This is a genomic window from Methylobacterium sp. OAE515 (assembly GCF_041806315.1).
GTDB lineage: Bacteria > Pseudomonadota > Alphaproteobacteria > Rhizobiales > Beijerinckiaceae > Methylobacterium > Methylobacterium tardum.
This window is the reverse complement of record NZ_JBGMUV010000001.1, coordinates 3,407,604-3,427,606: the sequence shown is the minus strand read 5'-3', so window position 1 is coordinate 3,427,606 and position 20,003 is coordinate 3,407,604. Positions and strand designations below refer to the sequence as shown.

Below are 20,003 nucleotides of genomic sequence, written 5' to 3'. Positions count from 1 at the left end.
CCGCGGCGCTTACGCTCCGGTTCCGGGCAGCGTCCGGTCCAGGGGCAGGACCGGCGGGTGCCAGTCGTCGGACTCGGCGGCGGGCGCCGGACGGCCCTGCATCGGGCAGCGCCAGTCCGCATCGACCACGCGGCCGCTGTACTGGCGCGCCTCCGATGCCTCGCCGTGGCGCGCCAGCATCGGATTGACGCTGCCGGCCAGAGCCTCGTCCCGCTCCAGGATCGAGGCGCGCAGCTTCTCGTAGCGGCCCTCCGCGCGCAGCCGCTCGAACTGCGCGTGCAGGTTGAAGACCAGCACCGGTGACGAGAAGCGTCGCGCCGGCCGGCTGGCATGCGGGTGGAGGCCGACCACGAAGAACGCCTCCCCGCCGAAGCTCAAGGAGAAGTGCGGGTTCTCGGGGTCGTCGGCCACGCGGGCATCGTGGGGTTGGCCGAGCCACGCGTCCTTGTCGGTCAGGGATTGCGCCCGGGCCCAGAGGTTCTGCTCGAAGGCTTCCTCGGACAGATCACCCGGCCCCTCGAACACGACCGCGAAGCTCTGGAACAGGTCGGGCTGCTGGCGATAGCGCGCCACGAAGGCGAGCAGCGCCGGGTAGATGCGCATGTCGTCCCAGCCCGAGGTGATGTCCCGGGCCACCACGATCTGCATGCGCCCGCGCGACAGCGCCGATTTCGCGCCGACGCAGGGGAAAGGCGGATTTCGGATGAAGTCGCGGAAGGCCTCGGCGCGGGGGTGCTCGCTGTCGTCGCGGGGAAGTTGCATGCGGTCTCTGCCCGTCTCCTGCGCAGGCCGCCCGGGATCGAGGCGGCCGCTGTTCGGGACTCCGGCAACTGAACCGCGATGGCCCTGTTCCGTCCTGCGACAGGTCGTCCGGGGATGATGGTGAATCGCGCGGGGCTGAAGAAAGATCTGTCCAGCGTCCGCGAAGATGCGAGGCAGATTTTCCGGCGCAGATAAACATAGGTTAAGTCACGAACGACTCGTCCGGCCGGTCATGCCGCCGCGCTGTGCTGGCCCGGCGGCTCGGCACGATCACGAAGGCGAAGCGAATGCCGGGGATCAGCCCCGCCCGCCGCTCCGCGCACGGCGATGCGCCGCGCGCGGCGGACCCGAAAGCCTCGAACAGGGCGCGGTTGATCGGGTTGGTGGCCGGGTCGTGCTCGGCATGCCACTGGACGCCGAGCGCGAAACCCGCGGCGTCGCGGATCCGGATCGCCTCGACGGTCTCGTCCTCGGCCACGCCCTCGATCACCACCCGGGCTCCCGGCTCGAGGATGCCCTGGCCGTGCAGCGAGTTCACCCGGATCGTCTCGCGCGCCAGGAGCCGGGCGAAGGCACCGTCCGGGGTCAGGCGGACCTCGTGACGGTCGGCGAAGATCACCTCCAGGTCCGGATGGATCTCGCCATTCGCGAGCCGCGGCATCCGGTGATTGAGGCGCCCGGGCAGGTTGCGGATCTCCGGGTGCAGGCTGCCACCGAAGGCGACATTCATCTCCTGGAAGCCGCGGCAGATGCCGAAGAGCGGCACGCCGCGGGCCACGCAGGCCTCGATCAGCGGCAGCGCCACGGCGTCACGCGCCTCGTCGTAGGGCTCGTGCGCCGCGCAGGGTTCGGCGTTGAAGCGGGTCGGGTGGACATTGGCGCGGCCGCCCGTGAGCAGGATGCCGTCCACCGTGTCGAGGAGGTCGCCGAGATCGGTGATCGCCGGGTCGGCGGCGAACATCAGCGGCAGGGCGCCGGCCACGGCGGCCACGGCCTGCATGTTGTTGGCGCCGACGATCTGCGCCGGGAACCGATTGTCGATCAGACGTGCGTTGCCGATGACGCCGATCACGGGTCTCGCCATCGTCTCGACTGCTCCTCGTCCCTGCCCCCGCGGCAGGCTCTAAAGCCCAGGCAAGGCCGGCGCCAGTCCCGGCGGCTCAGGGCAGGCCGAGGGTCCGCGCCTCCGCGAGCAGAACCTCGGCCACGCGCTCCGGCGCCTCCTCGTGGGCGAGGTGGCCGAGCCCGCGGATCAGGGCCACGCGGGCATCGGGCAGGCGATCGCGCAACGCGAAGGCGGTGTCCGGCAGGATCGCCTTGTCGTCGCCGCCGACGATCAGCAGCGTCCGGGTCGCGAGGCCGGGCAGCGCCCGGTGCAGCCCGGCAAGATCCCAGTTCGCCATCATGCCGAGCGCCCCGCGGACATGGCCGGACCGGGCGAAGAGCCGCCGATAGAAATCCACGCCCGCCGGATCCAGACGCGAGCCCGTCCCCTCGATCAGGCGCTTGGCCGCCGACCGGTCGGCCGTCCAGGCGAAGATCCGCGGGGTGAACGGGTTCAGGAACAGCAGCCGCGCCATGCTGGGAAACAGGAGATTGGCCGCCCCCGGCAGCGGCGCCAGGGCGCCGTTGAAGGCCGCCAGCAGACGGGGCGCGATCGAACCGTCCAGGCACATCCGCGCCAGCACCGCCGCGCCGGCCGAGTGGCCGGCCGCCAAGACCGGCGGGCGGCCGAGCGCCGCCACGAGACCCGCCACGGCCCGCGCCATGCCGGGCAGCGACAGGTCGGCATCGGCTAGGGGATCGGTGAAGCCGTGGCCCGGCAGGTCCGGGGCGATGACGAAGAAGTCCTGGGCGAGCAGCGGCGCCAGCCCGCGCCAGGAATGGGTCGCCGCTCCAGTCCCGTGAAGGAGCAGCAGCGTCGGAGCCTCCGCCCGGCCGAATTCCTGGATGTGCCAGCGCAGGCCCGCCGCCTCGACGAAGCGGCTCGCCTCCCGATGCGGCCAGTCACGGCCCTCGACCGCCCAGTCCGGCCGATCGGCGTCGAACGGGCTCACCACGCATCCGCCTCCCGCACTGCACCGAAGCCGCGGCCGGCAGGCAGGGATGCGGCGCTATCATTCAGGACCGGAAGTATTTCGTAATGCTGAAGAATCCCATGCGGCAACCGCATGCCACCGCTGATCCAGGCCCGATTGCTGCGACGCAGCACAACCCGCATATCCGGGTCGAACAAGAGCAAGACACGTCCCCCAACTTCGGAGCAGGCCATGATCCTCTTCACCTCCTCGACGCAGAACATCGCCGCCCCGACCACCGGCGGCTGGAGCTTCAGCGCCATCGTCCGCGAGATGCTGAACTCCTGGCTGGCCCATCACCAGCGCCTCGCCGATCTCGGCATCAGCGGCGACCTCTGAGCCAGACCCGTCGCGGCGCTCACAGCGCCGCGCGCACCGCCGCGCTGAGCTGCCCGGCCTCGACGCGCGGCAGCTTCAGGTAGCGGGCACCCATCGCCTCCGCCACCGGCCGGGCTTCCTCGCCCCGGCTGCCCGTATCGATCACCAGTGCCGGCAGCCCGGCGGCCCGCAAGGTTCGGGCCGCCTGCAGGGCGTCCGCGCCGGCTCTGCCGCGACCACCCTCCCCCGAGCGCGCGACATTGGCCCGGCCGTCGGTCAGCAGCACGATCGCCGGCCGGCTGCCGCCCCGGCGCACGCCGAGCGCCACCGCGATCGCCGCGTCGATCCCCGACGCCAAAGGCGTCCCGCCCCCGCCCGGCAACCCCGAGAGGCAGCGCTTGGCCCGGGTCAGCGAGCGGGTCGGCGGCAGGACCAGCTCCGCGCCGGCACCGCGGAACGCCACCAGCGCCACCCGGTCGCGCCGGACATAGGCCTCGGCCAGCAGCAGCTCGACCGCGCCCTTCGCCTCGGCCAGCCGCTCCAGCGCGGCCGAGCCCGAGGCATCGACGCAGAACACGGTGGTCGTCTCGGTCCGCTGCTTGAGGATCCGGATCCGTAGGTCGTCCCGTCGCACCGCGATGCGGCGCGTCTCCTCCCTGCCCCGCCGCAGGGCCTGCCAGGGTGCTGCCGCCCGCAGGGTCGCGAGCAGGTCGAGCCGACCGCGGCGTGGATCGCCGCGCCGGCTGCCGACCGGGCGCCCGGTGCGGGACGCCGCGGCCTGCCCGACGCGGCCGGCCTTGGCGGCGGCGAGTCGCGGCTGTCCCGACAGGATCTGCTCGAGGAGATGCGGCGGGATCGCGGCGCGCACGGCCTCCAGCACGACATCCTCCGGCGCATCCGCGGCGCCCGGCTCCGCGGCGTCCGTGGGCGGTTCCGCGGGCGGATCGTCCGGAGGGACTTCCGCGGTCTCGGGCTCGGCCTCCGCGGGGGCTGGCAGGCGCGTGGCGCGCGGCGCTAGGACAAGGCGCGCGGCCGCGGTGATCTCCGCTTGGCCGACCGGTCCCGCCCCGGCGAGCGCCCGCGCCAGCCGGGCCGCCAGGATCGGGCCGCGCAGGGACGCGACGCCGAAGGCTTCGGCCAGGGCGCAGAGGCTGCCGACCGGATCCGGCTCCGCGGTCTGCGGGGCGGGTTCCGGGTCGGGCGGTGTCGCCTGCGCGTCCGCGGCGCCGAGGCCGGTCAGGTCGATCCGGAAGGCGAGGCGGTCGGCCAGGGTGTCGGCGACGGCCTCATCCGCCACGCCCTCATCGAGCAGGATCAGGCCGAAGCGGGCGCTGCGCTCTGAGGCCATGCCGGTGTCGAGGGCGGCGGCGAGGCGGGACGCGGTGCCGGGGGCGAGGCGCTCGGCCATGGGCGCGACGATGAGGCCGCCATCGGCTTCCGCCAGCAGGCCGGCGCGCGCGACGGGGCGGCCGGCCGCCAGGGTCGCGGCAAGGTCGAGCCCGCCGAGCAGGCTGTCGTCGCCGATGCCCGGCGGCAGGCGCCGCCAGGGCGTTCCCGGGGGCAGCGCCGCCCGCACGACGTCGAGCCAGCGCTCGCGCACCGGGCCGGCGGGGGCCCGCAGCACCGCGCCGCCGAGCCCGTGCGGGTCGGCGGCGAGAAGCCGGGCGGCGAGGCAAGCATCGGCCCAGCAATCTGGCGCCCTCCCTCCCCCCTCTGCGGGGGGAGAGACAAGCGGCTGCGCCATCACGCAAACACCTCCGCCAGCGCCCGCTCCACCCGGGCGGTGGAGCCGGATTCGTCCAGCGGGTTGCGGCGCAGGCGGTGGCGCAGGGATGCCGGGGCGATGCGGCGGAGATGGTCGTCGGTGACCGCCGCGGCGCCGTCGAGAGCAGCAAGCGCCCGGGCGGTGCGCATCAAGGTCAGCTCGCCGCGCAGCCCGTCGGTGCCGAGCGCGAGACAGAGCCGCGCCGCACGCTCCAGGGCGGCATCCGGTACGGTCACGGACGGCAGGCGCTCCCGCGCCAACAGGATTCGTTTTTGTATCTTCCGCTCTTCGCCTGCACGTTCAGCATAGAATGCCGCCGGGTCGCGCTCGTAGGCGTCGCGGGCGCGCACCACCGCGATGCGGGTCGGGATGTCCTTCGGGGTCACGACCTCGCAGGCCAGCCCGAACCGGTCGAGAAGCTGCGGGCGTAATTCCCCCTCCTCCGGGTTGCCGGAGCCGACGAGCACGAACCGCGCCGGGTGGCGCAGGGACAGCCCCTCGCGCTCGACGGTGTTGATCCCTGAGGCCGCCACGTCGAGCAGCAGGTCGACGAGGTGGTCCTCCAGCAGGTTGACCTCGTCGATGTACAGGAAGCCGCGGTTGGCGCGGGCGAGCAGCCCCGGCTCGAACGCCTTCACGCCGGCGCCGAGCGCCCGCTCCAGGTCGAGGGTGCCGACGACCCGGTCCTCGGTGGCGCCCAGCGGCAGGTCCACGACGGGCACCGGTGTCTTGTGACTCTTGCGCGGGCCCCCCTCGGCGCAATGCGGGCAGCTCTCCGCCGGGCTGTCGGGATCGCACTTGTACGGGCAGCCGATCACCGCCCGCATCGGCGGCAGCAGGGCGGCCAGTGCCCGGATCGCCGTGGACTTGCCAGTGCCGCGGTCGCCGAAGACCAGCACGCCGCCGACGGCCGGGTCCACCGCCGCGATCAGCAGCGCCTGGCGCATCTCGTCCTGGCCGACGATGGCCGAGAAGGGGAAAGTGGGCACGCGATGACTCGATGCTGCGGGGGGCGTCCAACCCAGCCCCCTCATCCTGAGGTGCCGCCGCGCAGCGGAGGCCTCGAAGGAGAGCTCCAGGGATCGCGCGGCCGGCTGGAGCCCTCCTTCGAGGCCCGCTGACGCGGGCGCCTCAGGATGAGGGTGCGGGTGGGGGAAGGAAAGCCCTACTCCGCCGCCTTCTGCCGGAGCCCGATCCGTCCCCAGATCGTGGTGAGCGCCGCGACCAGATGCGCGATGTCGGCATCGGTGTGCAGCGGCGACGGGGTGATCCGCAGGCGCTCGGTGCCGCGGGCCACCGTCGGGTAGTTGATCGGCTGCACGTAGATGCCGAACTCGTCGAGCAGGGTGTCGGAGATCCCCTTGCACAGCACGGGGTCGCAGACCATCACCGGCACGATGTGGCTGTCGTTCGGCATGGTCGGGATGTCGGCGGCCTCCAGGGCCTGCCGGACCTTCGCCACGCGCTCCTGATGCCGGGCGCGCTCGACGCCGCTCGTCTTCAGATGGCGGATGCTCGCCGCCGCGCCGGCCGCCACCGCCGGCGGCAGCGAGGTGGTGAAGATAAAGCCCGAGGCGAAGCTGCGCACGAAGTCGCAGAGCTTCTCCGAGGCCGTGATGTAGCCGCCATGGACCGCGAAGGCCTTGCCCAGCGTGCCCTCGATCACGTCGAGCCGGTGAGCGACGCCGTCCCGCTCCGAGATGCCGCCGCCGCGCGCGCCGTAGAGGCCGACCGCGTGGACCTCGTCGAGGTAGGTGAGCGCCCCGTGGGCCTCGGCCACGTCGCAGATCTCGGCGATCGGCGCGATGTCGCCGTCCATCGAGTAGACCGACTCGAAGGCCACCAGCTTCGGCCGGGACGGGTCGATCAGGCCGAGCTTGCGGTTCAGGTCCTCCGGGTCATTGTGGCGGAAGATGTGGCGCTCGGCCCGCGAGAACCGGATGCCCTCGATCATCGAGGCGTGGTTCTCGGAATCGGAGAAGACCGCGCAATTGGGCAGGCGCGACGCCAGGGTCCCGAGCGCCGCCCAGTTCGACACGTAGCCGGAGGTGAACAGCAGGGCCGCCTCCTTGCCGTGGAGGTCGGCGAGCTCACGCTCCAGCAGCACATGGTAGTGGTTGGTGCCCGAGATGTTGCGGGTGCCGCCGGCGCCCGCGCCGCAGCGGTCGATCGCCTCGTGCATCGCCCCGGTAACGGTCGGGTGCTGGCCCATGCCGAGATAGTCGTTCGAGCACCAGACCGTGACCGGCCGCGTGCCGCCGGCATGGTGGTGGGTGGCGTGCGGGAAGTTGCCGGCATGGCGCTCGAGGTCGGTGAAGACCCGGTAGCGCCCTTCCCGATGGAGACCGGCGATCTCGGCTCCGAAGAAGGTCTCGTAGTCCATGTCGCCTCTCCCCGAACAAACCCTGCGGGTTGATCCCGCCTGTGACACCGGACTTCGCACAAGACCAGTTCCAGACTGGTGGACGTGCGTCGCCCGGATCTGATCCCTCGCCCTACACGCGATCCCGCGGCGGGGCCGCCTCCCCGGGCGCCCGCCCCGGCAGGCTCCAGCGCCACAGCTCCGCCGAGGGCAGCGGCAGCATCAGGAACCAGTGCTCCAGGGTGGCGAGCGCGGTCAGCGTCGCCAGGACCGTGAAGCCGATCAGCTCATGCTCCAGCAGGTCGGCGCCGAGCGCCGCGCGGCCGAGCAAAGCCGCCGCGATGGTCCCGAGGCTCACCGAGACCGGGAACAGCAGGTTCATCGGCTTCCGGGACAGGTAGCAGGCGAGGTAGCCGAGATGGTCCGGCAGGAACTCGGCGTGGAGGTTCCGCACCCCCAGGAACAGGTTGAGCCGCGCCGAGAGGTTCATCACCACCAGCGTGCCGTAGGTCCACAGGGCGAAGCGGTTGGGGCTGCCCCAGACCAGCGCCAGGATCGCGAGGCCGCCGATCACGATTGCGAATTCGTGCCACAGGCTGGTCGCCAGTGCGGCGAGGAATCGGTCGAACCCCCGCACGCTCGGCGCGCAGGCCACGGGCCGCGGGCCGGACAGGAAGCCCATGTAGTAGCTCATCTCCTGCCAGCCCCAGACGACGAGCGCGGCCGTGAAGGCCGTGTAGGCCCCCGTGGCGCTCGTGTCGGCGGCGCTGGCGCGGATCGCCACCAGGGCGCCGGCGAGCAGCAGCGTCGCCCCGGCCATGCTCCACGGATGGGTCCGCCGCGGGGCGTGGTCGAGCAGCAGGATCAGCCCGGTGGAGAACCACCAGAGCAGGACCGCGTACAGGACCGGGGCGGCGTAAGTCGCCATGCTACCAGACCGGCTGGAGGCGGATGTCGGCCGGCAGGGCGTTGGCCTTGACGGGCAGGAGATAGAGCCGCGCGAAGGTCACCGCCGCCCGCGCGGCGTGGAATCCCTGCAGGGCCTTGCCGGCGAGGCCGCCCCGCGCCTTGGCGTCGGCGATCGCCCGGGAGCAGACGAGCAGCCGATCGAGCCCCGCCTTGAACTTCGGGTTGTCGAGGTCGAGCTCCAGCGGGAAGGTCTGCCGGGAGATCTCCGAGGTGATCCGGAAGACCTTGAAGTCATAGTCGCTCGGATCGACGCCCAGCGCCTTGTGGAAGGCCGGCCGGTGATGGTCGCGGACGTACATCGTGGCGAAGACGGCGAGCAGGAAGAACCGGATCCAGTAGCGGTTCACGCCGCTCGTCAGCTTCGGATTGGCGCGCATCAGCAGCGCGAAGGCCTCGCCGTGGCGGAACTCGTCGTTGCACCACAGCTCGAACCACTTGAAGATCGGGTGGATGCGCCGCTCCGGGTGCCGCTCCAGCTCACGGAAGATCGTGATGTAGCGGGCGTAGCCGATCTTTTCGGAGAGATAGGTCGCGTAGAAGATGAACTTCGGCCGGAAGAACGTATATTTCTTGGATTTCGTAAGAAATCCTAAGTCTACGCCGATGCCGAAATCCTTGAGCGTGTCGTTGATGAAGCCGGCGTGGCGGGCCTCGTCCCGGCTCATGAAGCCGAACAGCTCCTTGATGTCCTTGTTCTTGGCCCGCTTCCGCATCTCCGCGTAGAGCACGCAGCCGGAGAACTCGGCGGTGATCGACGAGACCAGGAAGTCCAGAAACTCCTTCCGCAGCTCGGGCTCCATCTGCGACAGGTCGCAGTCGAACTCCTCGTTGCGGGTGAAGTGGCGCTTGTTCGGGTCGGCGCGCAATTCGGCGATGAGCACGTCCCAGTCGCGCCGCACAGGCTCAACATTCGTGCGGTCGAGTTCGACGAAATCGGTCGTGTAGAACCGGGGCGACAGGAAGGTCGTCTCCTGGGCCGCCTTGGTCGATTCGTTGACCGGATTCTTCGGGATCGGCTGGCCGGAGGGCGGCGGGACGGGTGCGTTCACAGCTTCCTCCTCTCGGAAAAGCTGACCTCGTAGAGTTCGGTCAGCTCGAGATGGGCGATGAGCTTGGTCCAGGCCCGCTCCAGCGGGCCGGCCCGGGTGATGGTGGCGGTGCGGCGCACAGTAAGCCGCTCGCCGTAGGGCACCGAGGTCGGCGCGTCGTGGACCTGAACCGCGTCGCCGGGCTCGATCTCGAAGCCGGCATCGAGGGTGACGTGCGCGTGCAGGCTCTCGGGGGTCTGCTCGATCTCGACCGTGCAGGGCACGGTGACGGTGCGGCTGCCGAACAGGCCCATCACCGCGTCTCCGTGGCGGGTGCACCCGGCCCGGGCATCAGCCGGGCGAAGGCCCCGGCATTGGTCGATCCGAAGGCCTCCAGGGGCACTTGGCGGCCGGTGGCCTCGTCGGCGAGCGCGAGGCGGCCGTCGTCGTAGCGGGTCAGGCTGAAGGGTTGCTCCGGCCCGAGGCCCCCACGCTGCCGGGCCTGGGCGAGGCCCCGCAGGGTCCCGCGCAGGAAGCCGTCCTCGCCGGGGCGGATCCAGGCGACGATGTGCCGGTCGGAGACGTCCCGCAACGCGATCGAGCCGTCGACCTGGTCCTCGGCCCGGAATTCGAGCCGGGCCACCGCCTTGGCGGCCGGCAGGGCGACGAGGCCGACTCCTTCGCTGCGGCCGATCAGGACCGCCAGCATGGAGAAGCCCATCAGCGCTCCCGCACCGATCATCAGCAGCGCCGGCGCCGGTCCGGTCGTTCGGCCGGCCTTCTCCGCCCGCTCGCCCATCGCGCTCCTCCCTATTCGGCCGCGACGAGGCGGCCGGGATTTTCGTCCGCCTGCGGCAGACGGGCCACCCGCACCGGCAGCGCGGCCCCGGCGGCGTGCGCTTGGAGCGCCCGCGCCAGGATCGCCGCCACCGCGTCCGCCTCCGGTACGGAGCGCAGCATCGGCTCCGTCCGGGTCAGACGCCAGGGCCGGGCATGCGGCCAGAGCTGAAGGTAGGCGATGCGCAGCCCTGGCCGCAACTGCAGCGGTAGATCCCCGCTGCCGTCCGTGAACGCGCGCAAAGCCGCGCTGTCGAGCTGCGCGAAGGGCAGGTTGTGGGTCACCGGCAGGGCGATCCCGGCCTGCAGCACGATCCGGCGGTTGGTCACGGTGTAGAGGGTCGTGCGGTGGGTCAGCCACGCGAGCAGCCAGAGCAGCGCGACGGCACCGGCGCCGACCAGCAGCGTCGGTCCGACCTTGGCGAGCGCCGCCGCGGGCGAGCCGGCGGCGAGGCCGAAGGCCAGGGCGCAGACCGCGAACCACGCGATCACCAGACGGGCGTGGAACACCCGCACCAGCAGGCCGGCGGTCGTCGGCGCCCCCTGCCAGAGGATGCGCTCGCCCATTGGCAGCGGGCCGGGCAGCCCCCGCAGGGTGCCCTCGGGGAGGAAATCGCCGCTCACAGGATGGGCTCCGCGCGCTCGGGCGTGGCGTAGAGCGTGCCGGCGCCGAAATACGAGACGATCCGCTCCTCCTCGAGGAAGGTCACGCTGTCGGGGTCGCGGGTGGCCGGGATGTCGGCGAACTGGCTGGCGAGCAGCGCCTCGGTCGTCACCGTCTTGGTCAGGCCGCCGGCCCGGCAGAAGGTGGTCGGCATCAGCCGGCGACCGCCCGTCGGGAGTTCCACCTCGTAATAGCGGATCAGCGACTCGCCGCGATCGACCCAGACGTCACTGATGACACCCGCCAGGGCGTTGTCGGTGCCGAACACGCTCATGCCGATCGGGTTCGGGCCGTCCTCGTGGATGATGAAGTTCTTCGCCACCCGCAGGGGCACGATGCGGATCTCCTCGTCCCAGGTCCGGTCGTGCACGTCGTGCCGCAGCACCCAGGAGCCGGGGCCGACGCCGGCCTGGAGCGAGGAATCCGTCCGCTCGTAGGGCGCGCCGGGCCAGGGCTCGACCTTGCGGGCCGGGATGCCGGTCTCGATGTCGTTCCGGCCGTGCACCGCCTGCGGCGCGTAAGTCGTCTCGCCGCCGGGGAGATAGAAGGCTTTGGACCGGGGGATCAGGATCGGATCGTCCGCCTTGCGGCGGCCGACGGCCTCGTTCTCCAAGGGGTAGCCCTCGCGCCGGTCCTCGCGGCGGAGCCAGAACACCAGCCCCGCGAAGAAGAGGAAGAACGCGTAGAGCACGACCTGGGCGACGTCGACATAACCCGTAAGTGCGCCGGTTGGCATGGCAGTCCTCCCCGAGTCTCAGGCCGTCCGGCCGGCAAGGCCGTCGGCAATGCGGTCTCGAACCTCTGTTCGCGTGTCCTCACGCACCAGCGGTCCCAGCGCGAGGAGCGCGGCGAACAGCAGGGCGATCTCGATGTGGTAGACGATGAGGTAGCCGATGGCGGGCTCGTTCATGCCCTCGCCGAGCACCCCCGACTGGGCGATGGCGCCGCCGACATCGCGCACGAGGCCGCTCGCCGCGATCGACAGGCCGGCCGCGGTCGCCTGAACGGCGCCCCAGGCGCCGAGCGCCAGCCCGGTATCTTCCGGCCCGGCGCGGTTCATCGAGGCGGTGAGCGTGCCGTGGGCGAACAGGCCGCCACCGAGCCCGATCAGGCTGACACCCGCGGCGAACAGGTCGGCGGAGGCCAGCGGCGCGGCGAAGACCACCGCCGAGAAGGCCATGATCCCGATCCCGACGCCCACCGCCGACACCCGGAACGGATCGCCGCCGCGCCCGAGCCAGCGCGCCGCCACGATAAGGCCGAGGCCGCCGCCGGCCGCCAACAGGGCAGTCAGCGCCGTGGTCGCCCCCACGGAGAGGTGCAGGATCTGGCCGCCATAGGGTTCGAGCAGGATGTCCTGCATCGAGAAGCCGGCCGTGCCGAGGCCGATCGCCACGAGGCGCCGGCGGGCGGTGCCCTGCCCCGCATAGGCCCGCCAGGAGGCACGGAAGTCGCGTTGGGGCGCTTCCTGCGCCCGGTTGGGGTCGCGCGGCTCCTGCTTCCACAGCGCGAAGCCGTTGAGGATGATGGTGACCAAAGCCGCTCCCTGGATCACCTGGATCAGCCGTACGGGCGAGAAGTGGGCGAGGAACAGGCCGAACAGCACCGCGCTCGCCATCATGCCGAACAGCAAGGCCGCGCAGAGCAGCGCCACCACCTTCGGCCGCGCGTGGGCGGGGGCGAGGTCGGTGGCGAGCGCCAGCCCGACGGTCTGGGTGGTGTGCAGGCCTGCGCCGACCAGCAGGAAGGCCAGCGCCGCCGCGAGGTCGCCGACCCAGAGCGGGCCGGTCGTGTCGCCCGACAGGATCAGCAGGGCGAACGGCATGATCGCCAGCCCGCCGAACTGGAGCAGCGTGCCGAACCAGATATAGGGCACCCGCCGCCAGCCCAGCACCGAGCGGTGCGTGTCCGACCGGAAGCCGACCAGCGCCCGCAACGGCGCGAAGATCAGCGGCAAGGCCAGCATCACCGCGACGATCCAGGCCGGGACGCCGAGTTCGACGATCATCACCCGGTTGAGCGTTCCGATCAGCAGCACCGCCGCCATGCCGACGGTGACCTGGAACAGGGCGAGGCGCAGGAGGCGGCCCAGCGGCAGCTCGACCGTGGCAGCATCCGCGAAGGGCAGGATCGCCGGGCCGAGGCGCATGAGGGCTGCGGTGAGGGTACGGCCGGACTTCATGGGGCGGATCCTTCCGTCCCATCCATCCCCCTTATCCTGAGGTGCTGCGCAGCAGCCTCGAAGGAGCCCTCCCGGGATCGCGCGGCTGGCTGGAGCCCTCCTTCGAGGCCACCGCTGCCCTGCGGCACCTCAGGATGAGGGCATGGTTTGGAGGCACCGGAAACGCGCGTCAGCGCGATCGCGTTCGACAGGTAGAACCCGCTGTTGATCCGGTGACTCCGCGCCCAGGCGAAGCCGTCGAGCGCGTGCTCGGACGAGATCTGCCGCCGCAGCGCACGCTCGGTCACCGGCACGATGGAAGGCGAGCGGTCGCCCCGCGGAAAGAACTGTCCGGCCGCGTGCATCAGCGTCAGCAGGGCCGTGCGCGGCGCCACGGTGAACAGCACCGACCGGTCCGTGCGCGCGCCCAGCACCGCCAGCGCCCGGGTAATGTCGGCGGCGCGGTAGTGGATCAGCGAGTCCATCGCCACCACGTGGTCGAACCGGCCGAGCGCCGGGTCGAGCATGTCCCCGACCCGGAAGTCGATGCGGCCGGCGCCGGAGATCGCCGGCAGCCGCTCCTGCGCCAGCCCGATCAGCGTCGGCGAGACGTCGATCGCCACCACCTCCGCGCCGCGCCGCGCTGCCTCGACGCTGAGCGCCCCGGTGCCGCAGCCGGCATCGAGCAGCCGCAGGCCGGTCATGTCGGCCGGCAGCCAGGAGAGCAGGGTCGCCCGCATGGCGTCACGGCCGGCGCGCACGGTGGCGCGGATCCGGCTCACCGGGGCATCCGAGGTCAGGCGCGACCACGCCTCAACCGCGGTGCGGTCGAAGTAGGTGGTCAGCTCGCCCCGGCGGGCGTCGTAGCTGGCGCTGGCCATCGGTCGAACCCCAAACTCAATCGAAACCGAGGAACTCGAACAGGTCGCGGTCCTTCATGGGAATCCCCTCGCAGGGTTCGCCCCCGGCCCAGAGCGTCTCGGCGAGCCGCATGTACTCGGCGGTCACGGCGTCGAGCTCCGGCGAGGAATCCATCTCGAACAGGGTCGACTTCTTGAGCCGCGAGCGGCGGACCACGTCGAGATCGGGGAAATGCGCGAGACGCTTCAAGCCGACCGCGTCGTTGAACCGGTCGATCTCGTCGGTCTTGGCCGAGCGGTTGGCGATGACGCCGCCGAGCCGCACGCCGTAATTCTTCGACTTGGCGTGGATCGCCGCGACGATCCGGTTCATGGCGAAGATCGAGTCGAAGTCGTTGGCGGTGACGATCAGCGCCCGGTCGGCGTGCTGGAGCGGCGAGGCGAAGCCGCCGCAGACCACGTCGCCCAGCACGTCGAAGACGACGACGTCGGTGTCTTCGAGGAGGTGGTGCTCCTTGAGGAGCTTCACCGTCTGGCCGACCACGTAGCCGCCGCAGCCGGTGCCGGCGGGCGGCCCGCCGGCCTCGACGCACATCACGCCGTTGTAGCCCTCGACCACGAAATCCTCGACGCGCAGCTCTTCCGAGTGGAAGTTCACCGCCTCCAGGGCGTCGATCACCGTGGGGGCGAGGCGCTTGGTCAGCGTGAAGGTCGAGTCGTGCTTCGGGTCGCAGCCGATCTGCAGCACCCGCTTGCCGAGCTTCGAGAACGCCACCGACAGGTTCGACGAGGTGGTCGACTTGCCGATCCCGCCCTTGCCGTAGACCGCGAAGACCTTGGCGGTCTCGATCTTCAGATCGGGATCGAGGGCGACCTGAAGGCTCCCCTCCTCCTTCCGGGCCATGACGGGGTTGCGGATCGCGATGTTCATGCGGCCACTCCTGCGGTGACGCCTTCCAGGCGGTCCTCCAGCTCCTCCTCGGCCCGGTCGAGGGCGTCGCGCATCGCTGCGTCGGGGGTCCAGAAGCCGCGGCGGTGCGCCTCGATCAGCCTTTGGGCGACCTTGGCGGAGGCGGTGGGGTTCAAGGCGGCCATGCGCTCGCGCATGTCCTTGTCGAGGACGTAGGTCTCGGTGATCCGCTCGTAGATCCAGGGCTGGACCGCGTTGGCGGTGGCCGACCAGCCGACCGTGTTGGTCAGGTGGGTCTCGATCTGGCGCACGCCCTCGTAGCCGTGGCCGAGCAGGCCCTCGTACCATTTCGGGTTGAGCATCCGGGTGCGGGTCTCCAGCGCCACCTGCTCCTCCAGGGAGCGGACGCGTCCCTCCCCGCGGGTCTGGTCGCTGATGTAGATCGGCACCGACTCGCCCTTGGCCCGGGCCACCGCCCGGCCCATGCCGCCGAGCCCGTCGAAGTAGTGGTCGACGGAGGTGACGCCGACCTCGACCGAATCGAGGTTCTGGTAGGCCATGTCGACGGAGGCGAGCACCGCCTGCATCAGGGCGCGCTGCGGCGCCGGGCGGCCGGTGCGGCCGTAGGCGAAGCTCTTGCGGCGCGAGAAGGTCTCGCAGAGTTCCGCGTCGTCGTCCCAGTTCCCCGAATCGACCAGGTGGTTGACGTTGGCCCCGTAGGCGCCCTCGGCGTTGGAGAAGACGCGGAGCGCCGCCGTCTCCAGATCGCAGCCCTGCGCGGCCTGGATCGCCAGGGCGTGCTTGCGGACGTAGTTTTGTTCGAGGGGCTCGTCGGCGATGGCGGCGAGGAAGGACGCTTCGGCCAGCAGCTTCGTCTGCAGGGGCAACAGGTCCCGGAAAATGCCCGAGAGGGTCACCACCGCGTCGATGCGCGGGCGGCCCAGAGTTTCCAGCGGGATCAGCTCGGCGCCGCTCAAGCGCCCGTAACCGTCGAAGCGCGGGGCGGCGCCGATCAGCGCCAGGGCCTGGGCGATCGGGCCGCCCTCGCTCTTGAGGTTGTCGGTGCCCCACAGGACCAGGGCGACGCTCTCCGGGCAGGGTTTTCCGTCCGCCGCAAAGCGTTCGAGGATCCGGGCTACCTGCCGGGCACCGTCGGCCACCGCGAAGGCCGAGGGCAGGCGGTAGGGATCGAACCCGTGGAGATTGCGGCCGGTCGGCAGGATCGCGGGGTTGCGCAGCAGGTCGCCGCCGGCCACCGGCGGCACGAAGCGGCCGTCGAGTGCGCGCAGCAGCGCCGGAACTTCGTGGTCGCGGGACAGCAGCCGGTCGGTCTCGGCGAGGCTCGCGAACGCGGCGCGACCCGTGTCGTCCGCGGGCAGGCCGGAGAGTTTCAGCGCCGCTTCGATGCCCTGGCCGGCCGCAAGCGCCTCGATCCCGGCCCGCTCCGGCCGTACGCCATGAGCCGACTCGGCGAGCGCCAGGAGCAGATCGACCCGCTCTTCCTCCGGCGTCCCCTGCCCGACCACGTGCAGGCCGTGCGGGATCAGGGTCTGCTCCAGTTCCTGAAGGGCGGTCCAGAGGCCGGCGACGTGGGTGCCGAGATCGCCGTTCCAGGCCGGCTCGGCCGCCACGAGATCGACCGCCACGCCCTGGTCCTGGATCAGGCGGGCCAATGCCTCGCGCTCGCCCCCCGCCTCGGGGCCGAGGCCGCGCCAGCGCTCGATCGAGCTCTTCAGGTCGATCAGCCCGCGATAGAGCCCGGCCGCCGCGAGGCTCGGGGTCAGGTAGCTCACCAGCGTCGCCGCCGAGCGGCGCTTGGCAAGCGTCCCTTCGGACGGGTTGTTGGCCGCGTAGAGGTAGACGTTCGGCAGCGCCCCGATCAGCCGCTCCGGCCAGCAGGCTTCGGACAGACCGGTCTGCTTGCCGGGCATGAATTCGAGCGCGCCGTGGGTTCCGAAATGCAGCACGGCGTCGGCGGAAAAGTCCTCGCGCAGGTAGCGGTAGAAGGCGCTGAAGGCGTGCGTCGGCGCGAAGCCGCGCTCGAACAGCAGCCGCATCGGGTCGCCCTCGTAGCCGAAGGCCGGCTGCACCCCGACGAAGACGTTCCCGAACTGCGCCCCGAGCACGAAGATCTCGCCGCCGTTGGTCTGGTGGCGGCCCGGTGCCGGGCCCCATTGGGCCTCGATCTCGGCGAGGTAGGGCTCGCGCCGCAGGTGATCCTCGGCCGGGATGCGGGCGTGGACGTTGGCCTGGGTCCCGTAGCGCTTGGCATTGCCGTCGAGGATCCGCTCGCGCAGGGCACCGACGCTCTCCGGCACTTCCACCGTGTAGCCGTCCGCCGCCAAGCCCTTCAGGGTGTTGAGCAGCGAAGCGTAGACCGACAGGAACGCCGCCGTGCCGGTGGCACCGGCATTGGGCGGGAAGTTGAACAGCACCACGGCGAGCTTCCGCTCGGCCTTCGCGGCCCGGCGGAGCGACACCAGCCGGGCGACGCGCTCGGCGAGGCGGGCGGCGCGCTCAGGGTGGACCCGCATGTCCCGGGCGTTGTCGGCGCCGGAATTCGCGGAGCGGCCGCCGAACACCATCGGGGCCGTGGCGCCGTCGAGTTCGGGGATCGCAACCATCATGGTCGCCTCGACCGGCGACAGGCCGCGGTCGCCCGCCTCCCACTGCTCGAGGGTCTGGAATTCCAGCGCCTGGGCGGCGAGGTAGGGCACGTCGAGCCGGGCCAGCATCAGTTCGGCGGCGGCGGCGTCGTTGTAGGCGGGGCCGCCGACCAGCGAGAAGCCGGTGAGCGAGACCAGCGCGTCGATGCAGGCGCGCCCGTCCTTCATGAAGAAGGAATCCACCGCCGGACGGTTGTCGAGGCCGCTGGCGAAGGCCGGCACCACGTCGAGGCCCTGCGCTTCCAGAGCGGCGATCACCCCATCGTAATGGGCGGTGTTGCCGGCGAGCACGTAGCTGCGCATTACCAGCAGGCCGACCCGGCCCTTGGCGCCCGTGAGGCGCGGCAGCCGCGACGGGTCGGCGCCGATCCGGGCGGGCAGGCGCGGGTGGTAGAGGCCGGTCTCGGGGTAATCGAGGGGCGCCGGGGCCGCCGGGCCCTCACGCCACGCGGCGCGCTCGCCCGCCGCGTAGCGGTGCACGAGGAAGCGCACTAGGGCGGCGACGTTCTCGTCCGAGCCCGCCAGCCAGTATTGCAGGGTCAGAAAATAGGCGCGCACGTCCTGGGCCGAGCCCGGGATGAAGCGCAGGATTTTCGGCAGCTTGCGCACCAGGGCCATCTGCCGGCCGGCATTGCCCGGCTGGCCGGGCTTGCCGCGCAGCTTCTTGAGGAAGTCGAGGGCGCTGCGCTTGGTGCCGCTCATGTCGAAGCGGCCGAGCCGCGTCGTCTTCACCACCTCGCTGGCCGATAGGCAGCCGATCATCGCGTCGCAGGCCTCCCGCCGCGCCGCCAGCGCCGGCAGGATCGCCCGGACATGCTCGTCCATGAACAGCATGGCCGAGAGCACGATGTCGGCTTGCGCGATGTCGGCCCGGCAGGCCTCCAGCGTCGCGGGATCGTTGTCCCACTCGGCGGCCGCGTGGAAGCCCAGCACTAGCCCGGGCATCTCGGACCGGAGGCGCAGGCGCGCCCGTTCCACCGCGCTCGCCAAGTGATTGTCGAGCGTGACGATGACGACGCGGATCGGCGGCCTAGCGGCCGTAATGCGCTTTGGCATCGTAGAGGGTCTCGAGGGTGATGAGCGGCAGGTGCCGCTCCCGGGCGAAAGTCTCGGTGTTGGTGCGTGCCTTGCCCCGCACGAAGAACGGGATCTTCTTCAGTTCCTTCTCGGCTTCCGGCGACCAAGGGGCCGCACGGTCCAGCAGAATCGGAACGGGCGCCGGCGTCGGAGGGGTGTCGGCCGGCGCCCGTTCCGCGGCCTCGAACGCCCCGTCCGCCGGAGTCTCGAAGGACTTGCCGCCGAGATGCGAGGGGCCGACGCCGTCGTGAAATTCGGGATCCTCCCGGAACATGCCGAGGAGGTGCTCTTCGAGGCCCATCATCAGCGGATGGACCAGGGTGTCGAACAGGACGTTGGCGCCCTCGAAGCCCATCTGCGGGGCGTAGCGCGCCGGGAAATCCTGGACGTGGACCGGCGCGGAGATCACCGCGCACGGAATGCCGAGCCGCTTGGCGACGTGGCGCTCCATCTGGGTGCCGAGGACGAGTTCCGGCGCGGCCGCGCGGATCGCGGCCTCGACGTCGAGGTAATCGTCGGTGATCAGCGCCTCGATGCCGTGCTCGGCCGCCTCGGCGCGGACCTCGCGGGCGAATTCGCGGCTGTAGGTCCCGAACCCGACGACGGTGAAGCCGAGTTCCTTGGTAGCGACCCGGGCGATGCCGATGGCGTGCGTGGCGTCGCCGAACACGAAGACGCGCTTGGCCGTGAGATAGGTCGAATCGACCGAGCGGGAGTACCAGGGCAGGCGCGAGCCGGCACCGTCGAGGACGGGCGCCGGATCGATACCGGCCAGCGCCGCCACCTCCTCGACGAAGCGGCGGGTGCCGCCGACGCCGATCGGCAGCTCCTTCGTGAACGGCTGCCCGAAACTCTTCTTCAGATAGTCCGCGGCCGACCGGGCGGTCTCGGGATAGAGCACGACGTTGAAGTCGGCCTCCCGGAGCCGGCCGAGATCGGCGGGCGTGGCCCCCAGCGGCGCGACGACATTCACGGCGATGCCGAGGGTGTCGAGCAGCCGGCGGATCTCGATCAGGTCGTCCCGGTGGCGAAAGCCCAGTGCCGTCGGCCCGAGGATGTTGCAGAGCGGGCGCTGCCCGGGCTCCCGCGCAGGACGGGGGCCGGGGGCTCCGGCGAGCGCGCGGACGAGCCGATAAAACGTCTCCGACGCGCCCCAGTTCTCCTTCTTCTGGTAAGCCGGCAGCTCCAGCGGGATCACCGGGATCGGCAGGTCCAGCGCCTTGGCCAGCCCGCCCGGATCGTCCTGGATCAGCTCGGCCGTGCAGGAGGCGCCGACGATCATCGCCTGCGGCTGGAACCGCGCGTGGGCGGCCGAGACCGCCTGCTTGAACAGCTCGGCAGTGTCGCGGCCGAGATCCTGGGCGCGGAAGGTCGTGTAGGTCACGGGCGGGCGGGCGTCCCGCCGCTCGATCATCGTGAACAGCAGGTCGGCGTAGGTGTCGCCCTGCGGCGCGTGCAGAACGTAGTGCAGCCCGGACATCGCCGTGGCGACGCGCATCGCGCCGATATGGGGCGGGCCCTCGTAGGTCCAGAGGGTGAGCTGCAT

At 71.4% G+C, this 20,003-nt stretch carries 18 protein-coding genes; 1 reads left to right on the top strand and 17 read right to left on the bottom strand.

Going from position 1 to position 20,003, the window contains the following annotated elements:
- Window positions 1-9: 9 nt before the first annotated feature.
- The 3 genes from gntA to bchO all read right to left on the bottom strand — a co-directional run bounded on the left by gntA (window position 10) and on the right by bchO (window position 2,822).
- A complete protein-coding gene (gene gntA, locus ABIE45_RS16845; protein ID WP_192710276.1) occupies window positions 10-762 on the bottom strand; it encodes a guanitoxin biosynthesis heme-dependent pre-guanitoxin N-hydroxylase GntA in 753 nt (250 codons plus the stop codon).
- A gap of 202 nt (window positions 763-964) precedes the next feature.
- On the bottom strand, window positions 965-1,846 hold the full coding sequence (locus ABIE45_RS16840; protein ID WP_373622401.1) for a gamma-glutamyl-gamma-aminobutyrate hydrolase family protein: 882 nt from the start codon (window positions 1,844-1,846) through the stop codon (window positions 965-967).
- A 76-nt stretch (window positions 1,847-1,922) separates the two neighbouring features.
- Window positions 1,923-2,822: an alpha/beta fold hydrolase BchO gene (bchO, locus tag ABIE45_RS16835; RefSeq protein ID WP_192710278.1), complete on the bottom strand. Its 900-nt coding sequence runs from the start codon at window positions 2,820-2,822 to the stop codon at window positions 1,923-1,925.
- A gap of 210 nt (window positions 2,823-3,032) precedes the next feature.
- On the opposite strand from bchO, the gene ABIE45_RS16830 reads away from it, so the two are divergent.
- On the top strand, window positions 3,033-3,179 hold the full coding sequence (locus tag ABIE45_RS16830; RefSeq protein ID WP_192710279.1) for a hypothetical protein: 147 nt from the start codon (window positions 3,033-3,035) through the stop codon (window positions 3,177-3,179).
- A gap of 19 nt (window positions 3,180-3,198) precedes the next feature.
- Here the strand turns inward: ABIE45_RS16830 and ABIE45_RS16825 are convergent, their stop codons facing one another.
- From ABIE45_RS16825 to bchB, 14 genes are all read right to left on the bottom strand, one after another.
- Complete coding sequence (locus ABIE45_RS16825) at window positions 3,199-4,902, bottom strand: magnesium chelatase subunit D (protein ID WP_192710280.1); 1,704 nt, start codon at window positions 4,900-4,902, stop codon at window positions 3,199-3,201.
- Entirely contained in the window at window positions 4,902-5,912 is a 1,011-nt protein-coding gene (bchI, locus tag ABIE45_RS16820; protein ID WP_192710281.1) for a magnesium chelatase ATPase subunit I, read from the bottom strand. The genes ABIE45_RS16825 and bchI overlap by 1 nt, the downstream gene beginning before the upstream one ends.
- A gap of 176 nt (window positions 5,913-6,088) precedes the next feature.
- The gene (gene hemA, locus ABIE45_RS16815; protein ID WP_192710282.1) at window positions 6,089-7,306 is read right to left on the bottom strand and encodes a 5-aminolevulinate synthase; all 1,218 of its coding nucleotides are present in this window, start codon (window positions 7,304-7,306) and stop codon (window positions 6,089-6,091) included.
- Between the two features lie 112 nt (window positions 7,307-7,418).
- Window positions 7,419-8,213, bottom strand: coding sequence for a putative photosynthetic complex assembly protein PuhE (gene puhE, locus ABIE45_RS16810; RefSeq protein ID WP_192710283.1), 795 nt, complete (start codon window positions 8,211-8,213; stop codon window positions 7,419-7,421).
- 1 nt (window position 8,214) lies between these two features.
- Window positions 8,215-9,303, bottom strand: coding sequence for a magnesium-protoporphyrin IX monomethyl ester (oxidative) cyclase (gene acsF, locus ABIE45_RS16805; RefSeq protein WP_192710284.1), 1,089 nt, complete (start codon window positions 9,301-9,303; stop codon window positions 8,215-8,217).
- Window positions 9,300-9,596 (bottom strand): hypothetical protein, encoded by a 297-nt coding sequence (locus ABIE45_RS16800; protein WP_192710362.1) that lies wholly within the window; start codon window positions 9,594-9,596, stop codon window positions 9,300-9,302. The genes acsF and ABIE45_RS16800 overlap by 4 nt, the downstream gene beginning before the upstream one ends.
- Window positions 9,596-10,081 carry a photosynthetic complex assembly protein PuhC gene (gene puhC, locus ABIE45_RS16795; RefSeq protein ID WP_192710285.1) on the bottom strand — a complete coding sequence of 162 codons (486 nt, stop codon included), beginning with the start codon at window positions 10,079-10,081 and terminating at the stop codon, window positions 9,596-9,598. Before puhC ends, ABIE45_RS16800 begins: the two co-directional genes overlap by 1 nt.
- Before the next feature lie 11 nt (window positions 10,082-10,092).
- Complete coding sequence (gene puhB, locus ABIE45_RS16790; RefSeq protein ID WP_192710286.1) at window positions 10,093-10,743, bottom strand: photosynthetic complex putative assembly protein PuhB; 651 nt, start codon at window positions 10,741-10,743, stop codon at window positions 10,093-10,095.
- The gene (gene puhA / locus ABIE45_RS16785) at window positions 10,740-11,519 is read right to left on the bottom strand and encodes a photosynthetic reaction center subunit H (RefSeq protein ID WP_192710287.1); all 780 of its coding nucleotides are present in this window, start codon (window positions 11,517-11,519) and stop codon (window positions 10,740-10,742) included. The genes puhB and puhA overlap by 4 nt, the downstream gene beginning before the upstream one ends.
- A gap of 18 nt (window positions 11,520-11,537) precedes the next feature.
- Window positions 11,538-12,965: a BCD family MFS transporter gene (locus ABIE45_RS16780; protein ID WP_192710288.1), complete on the bottom strand. Its 1,428-nt coding sequence runs from the start codon at window positions 12,963-12,965 to the stop codon at window positions 11,538-11,540.
- Window positions 12,962-13,825 (bottom strand): magnesium protoporphyrin IX methyltransferase, encoded by an 864-nt coding sequence (bchM, locus tag ABIE45_RS16775; RefSeq protein WP_192710289.1) that lies wholly within the window; start codon window positions 13,823-13,825, stop codon window positions 12,962-12,964. The genes ABIE45_RS16780 and bchM overlap by 4 nt, the downstream gene beginning before the upstream one ends.
- 16 nt (window positions 13,826-13,841) lie before the next feature.
- Window positions 13,842-14,735: a ferredoxin:protochlorophyllide reductase (ATP-dependent) iron-sulfur ATP-binding protein gene (gene bchL, locus ABIE45_RS16770; RefSeq protein ID WP_192710290.1), complete on the bottom strand. Its 894-nt coding sequence runs from the start codon at window positions 14,733-14,735 to the stop codon at window positions 13,842-13,844.
- Window positions 14,732-18,436, bottom strand: coding sequence for a magnesium chelatase subunit H (locus tag ABIE45_RS16765; protein WP_192710291.1), 3,705 nt, complete (start codon window positions 18,434-18,436; stop codon window positions 14,732-14,734). The genes bchL and ABIE45_RS16765 overlap by 4 nt, the downstream gene beginning before the upstream one ends.
- Window positions 18,411-20,003 carry a ferredoxin:protochlorophyllide reductase (ATP-dependent) subunit B gene (gene bchB / locus ABIE45_RS16760; protein ID WP_192710292.1) on the bottom strand — a complete coding sequence of 531 codons (1,593 nt, stop codon included), beginning with the start codon at window positions 20,001-20,003 and terminating at the stop codon, window positions 18,411-18,413. Before bchB ends, ABIE45_RS16765 begins: the two co-directional genes overlap by 26 nt.

Bases quoted from the DNA above. Each gene is read 5' to 3' on its own strand.
- gntA (WP_192710276.1), bottom strand. From the start codon at position 762: ATGCAACTTCCCCGCGACGACAGCGAGCACCCCCGCGCCGAGGCCTTC.
- ABIE45_RS16840 (WP_373622401.1), bottom strand. From the start codon at position 1,846: ATGGCGAGACCCGTGATCGGCGTCATCGGCAACGCACGTCTGATCGAC.
- ABIE45_RS16830 (WP_192710279.1), top strand. From the start codon at position 3,033: ATGATCCTCTTCACCTCCTCGACGCAGAACATCGCCGCCCCGACCACC.
- ABIE45_RS16825 (WP_192710280.1), bottom strand. From the start codon at position 4,902: ATGGCGCAGCCGCTTGTCTCTCCCCCCGCAGAGGGGGGAGGGAGGGCG.
- hemA (WP_192710282.1), bottom strand. From the start codon at position 7,306: ATGGACTACGAGACCTTCTTCGGAGCCGAGATCGCCGGTCTCCATCGG.
- puhE (WP_192710283.1), bottom strand. From the start codon at position 8,213: ATGGCGACTTACGCCGCCCCGGTCCTGTACGCGGTCCTGCTCTGGTGG.
- ABIE45_RS16800 (WP_192710362.1), bottom strand. From the start codon at position 9,596: ATGGGCCTGTTCGGCAGCCGCACCGTCACCGTGCCCTGCACGGTCGAG.
- puhC (WP_192710285.1), bottom strand. From the start codon at position 10,081: ATGGGCGAGCGGGCGGAGAAGGCCGGCCGAACGACCGGACCGGCGCCG.
- puhA (WP_192710287.1), bottom strand. From the start codon at position 11,519: ATGCCAACCGGCGCACTTACGGGTTATGTCGACGTCGCCCAGGTCGTG.
- ABIE45_RS16780 (WP_192710288.1), bottom strand. From the start codon at position 12,965: ATGAAGTCCGGCCGTACCCTCACCGCAGCCCTCATGCGCCTCGGCCCG.
- bchM (WP_192710289.1), bottom strand. From the start codon at position 13,825: ATGGCCAGCGCCAGCTACGACGCCCGCCGGGGCGAGCTGACCACCTAC.
- bchL (WP_192710290.1), bottom strand. From the start codon at position 14,735: ATGAACATCGCGATCCGCAACCCCGTCATGGCCCGGAAGGAGGAGGGG.
- ABIE45_RS16765 (WP_192710291.1), bottom strand. From the start codon at position 18,436: ATGCCAAAGCGCATTACGGCCGCTAGGCCGCCGATCCGCGTCGTCATC.
- bchB (WP_192710292.1), bottom strand. From the start codon at position 20,003: ATGCAGCTCACCCTCTGGACCTACGAGGGCCCGCCCCATATCGGCGCG.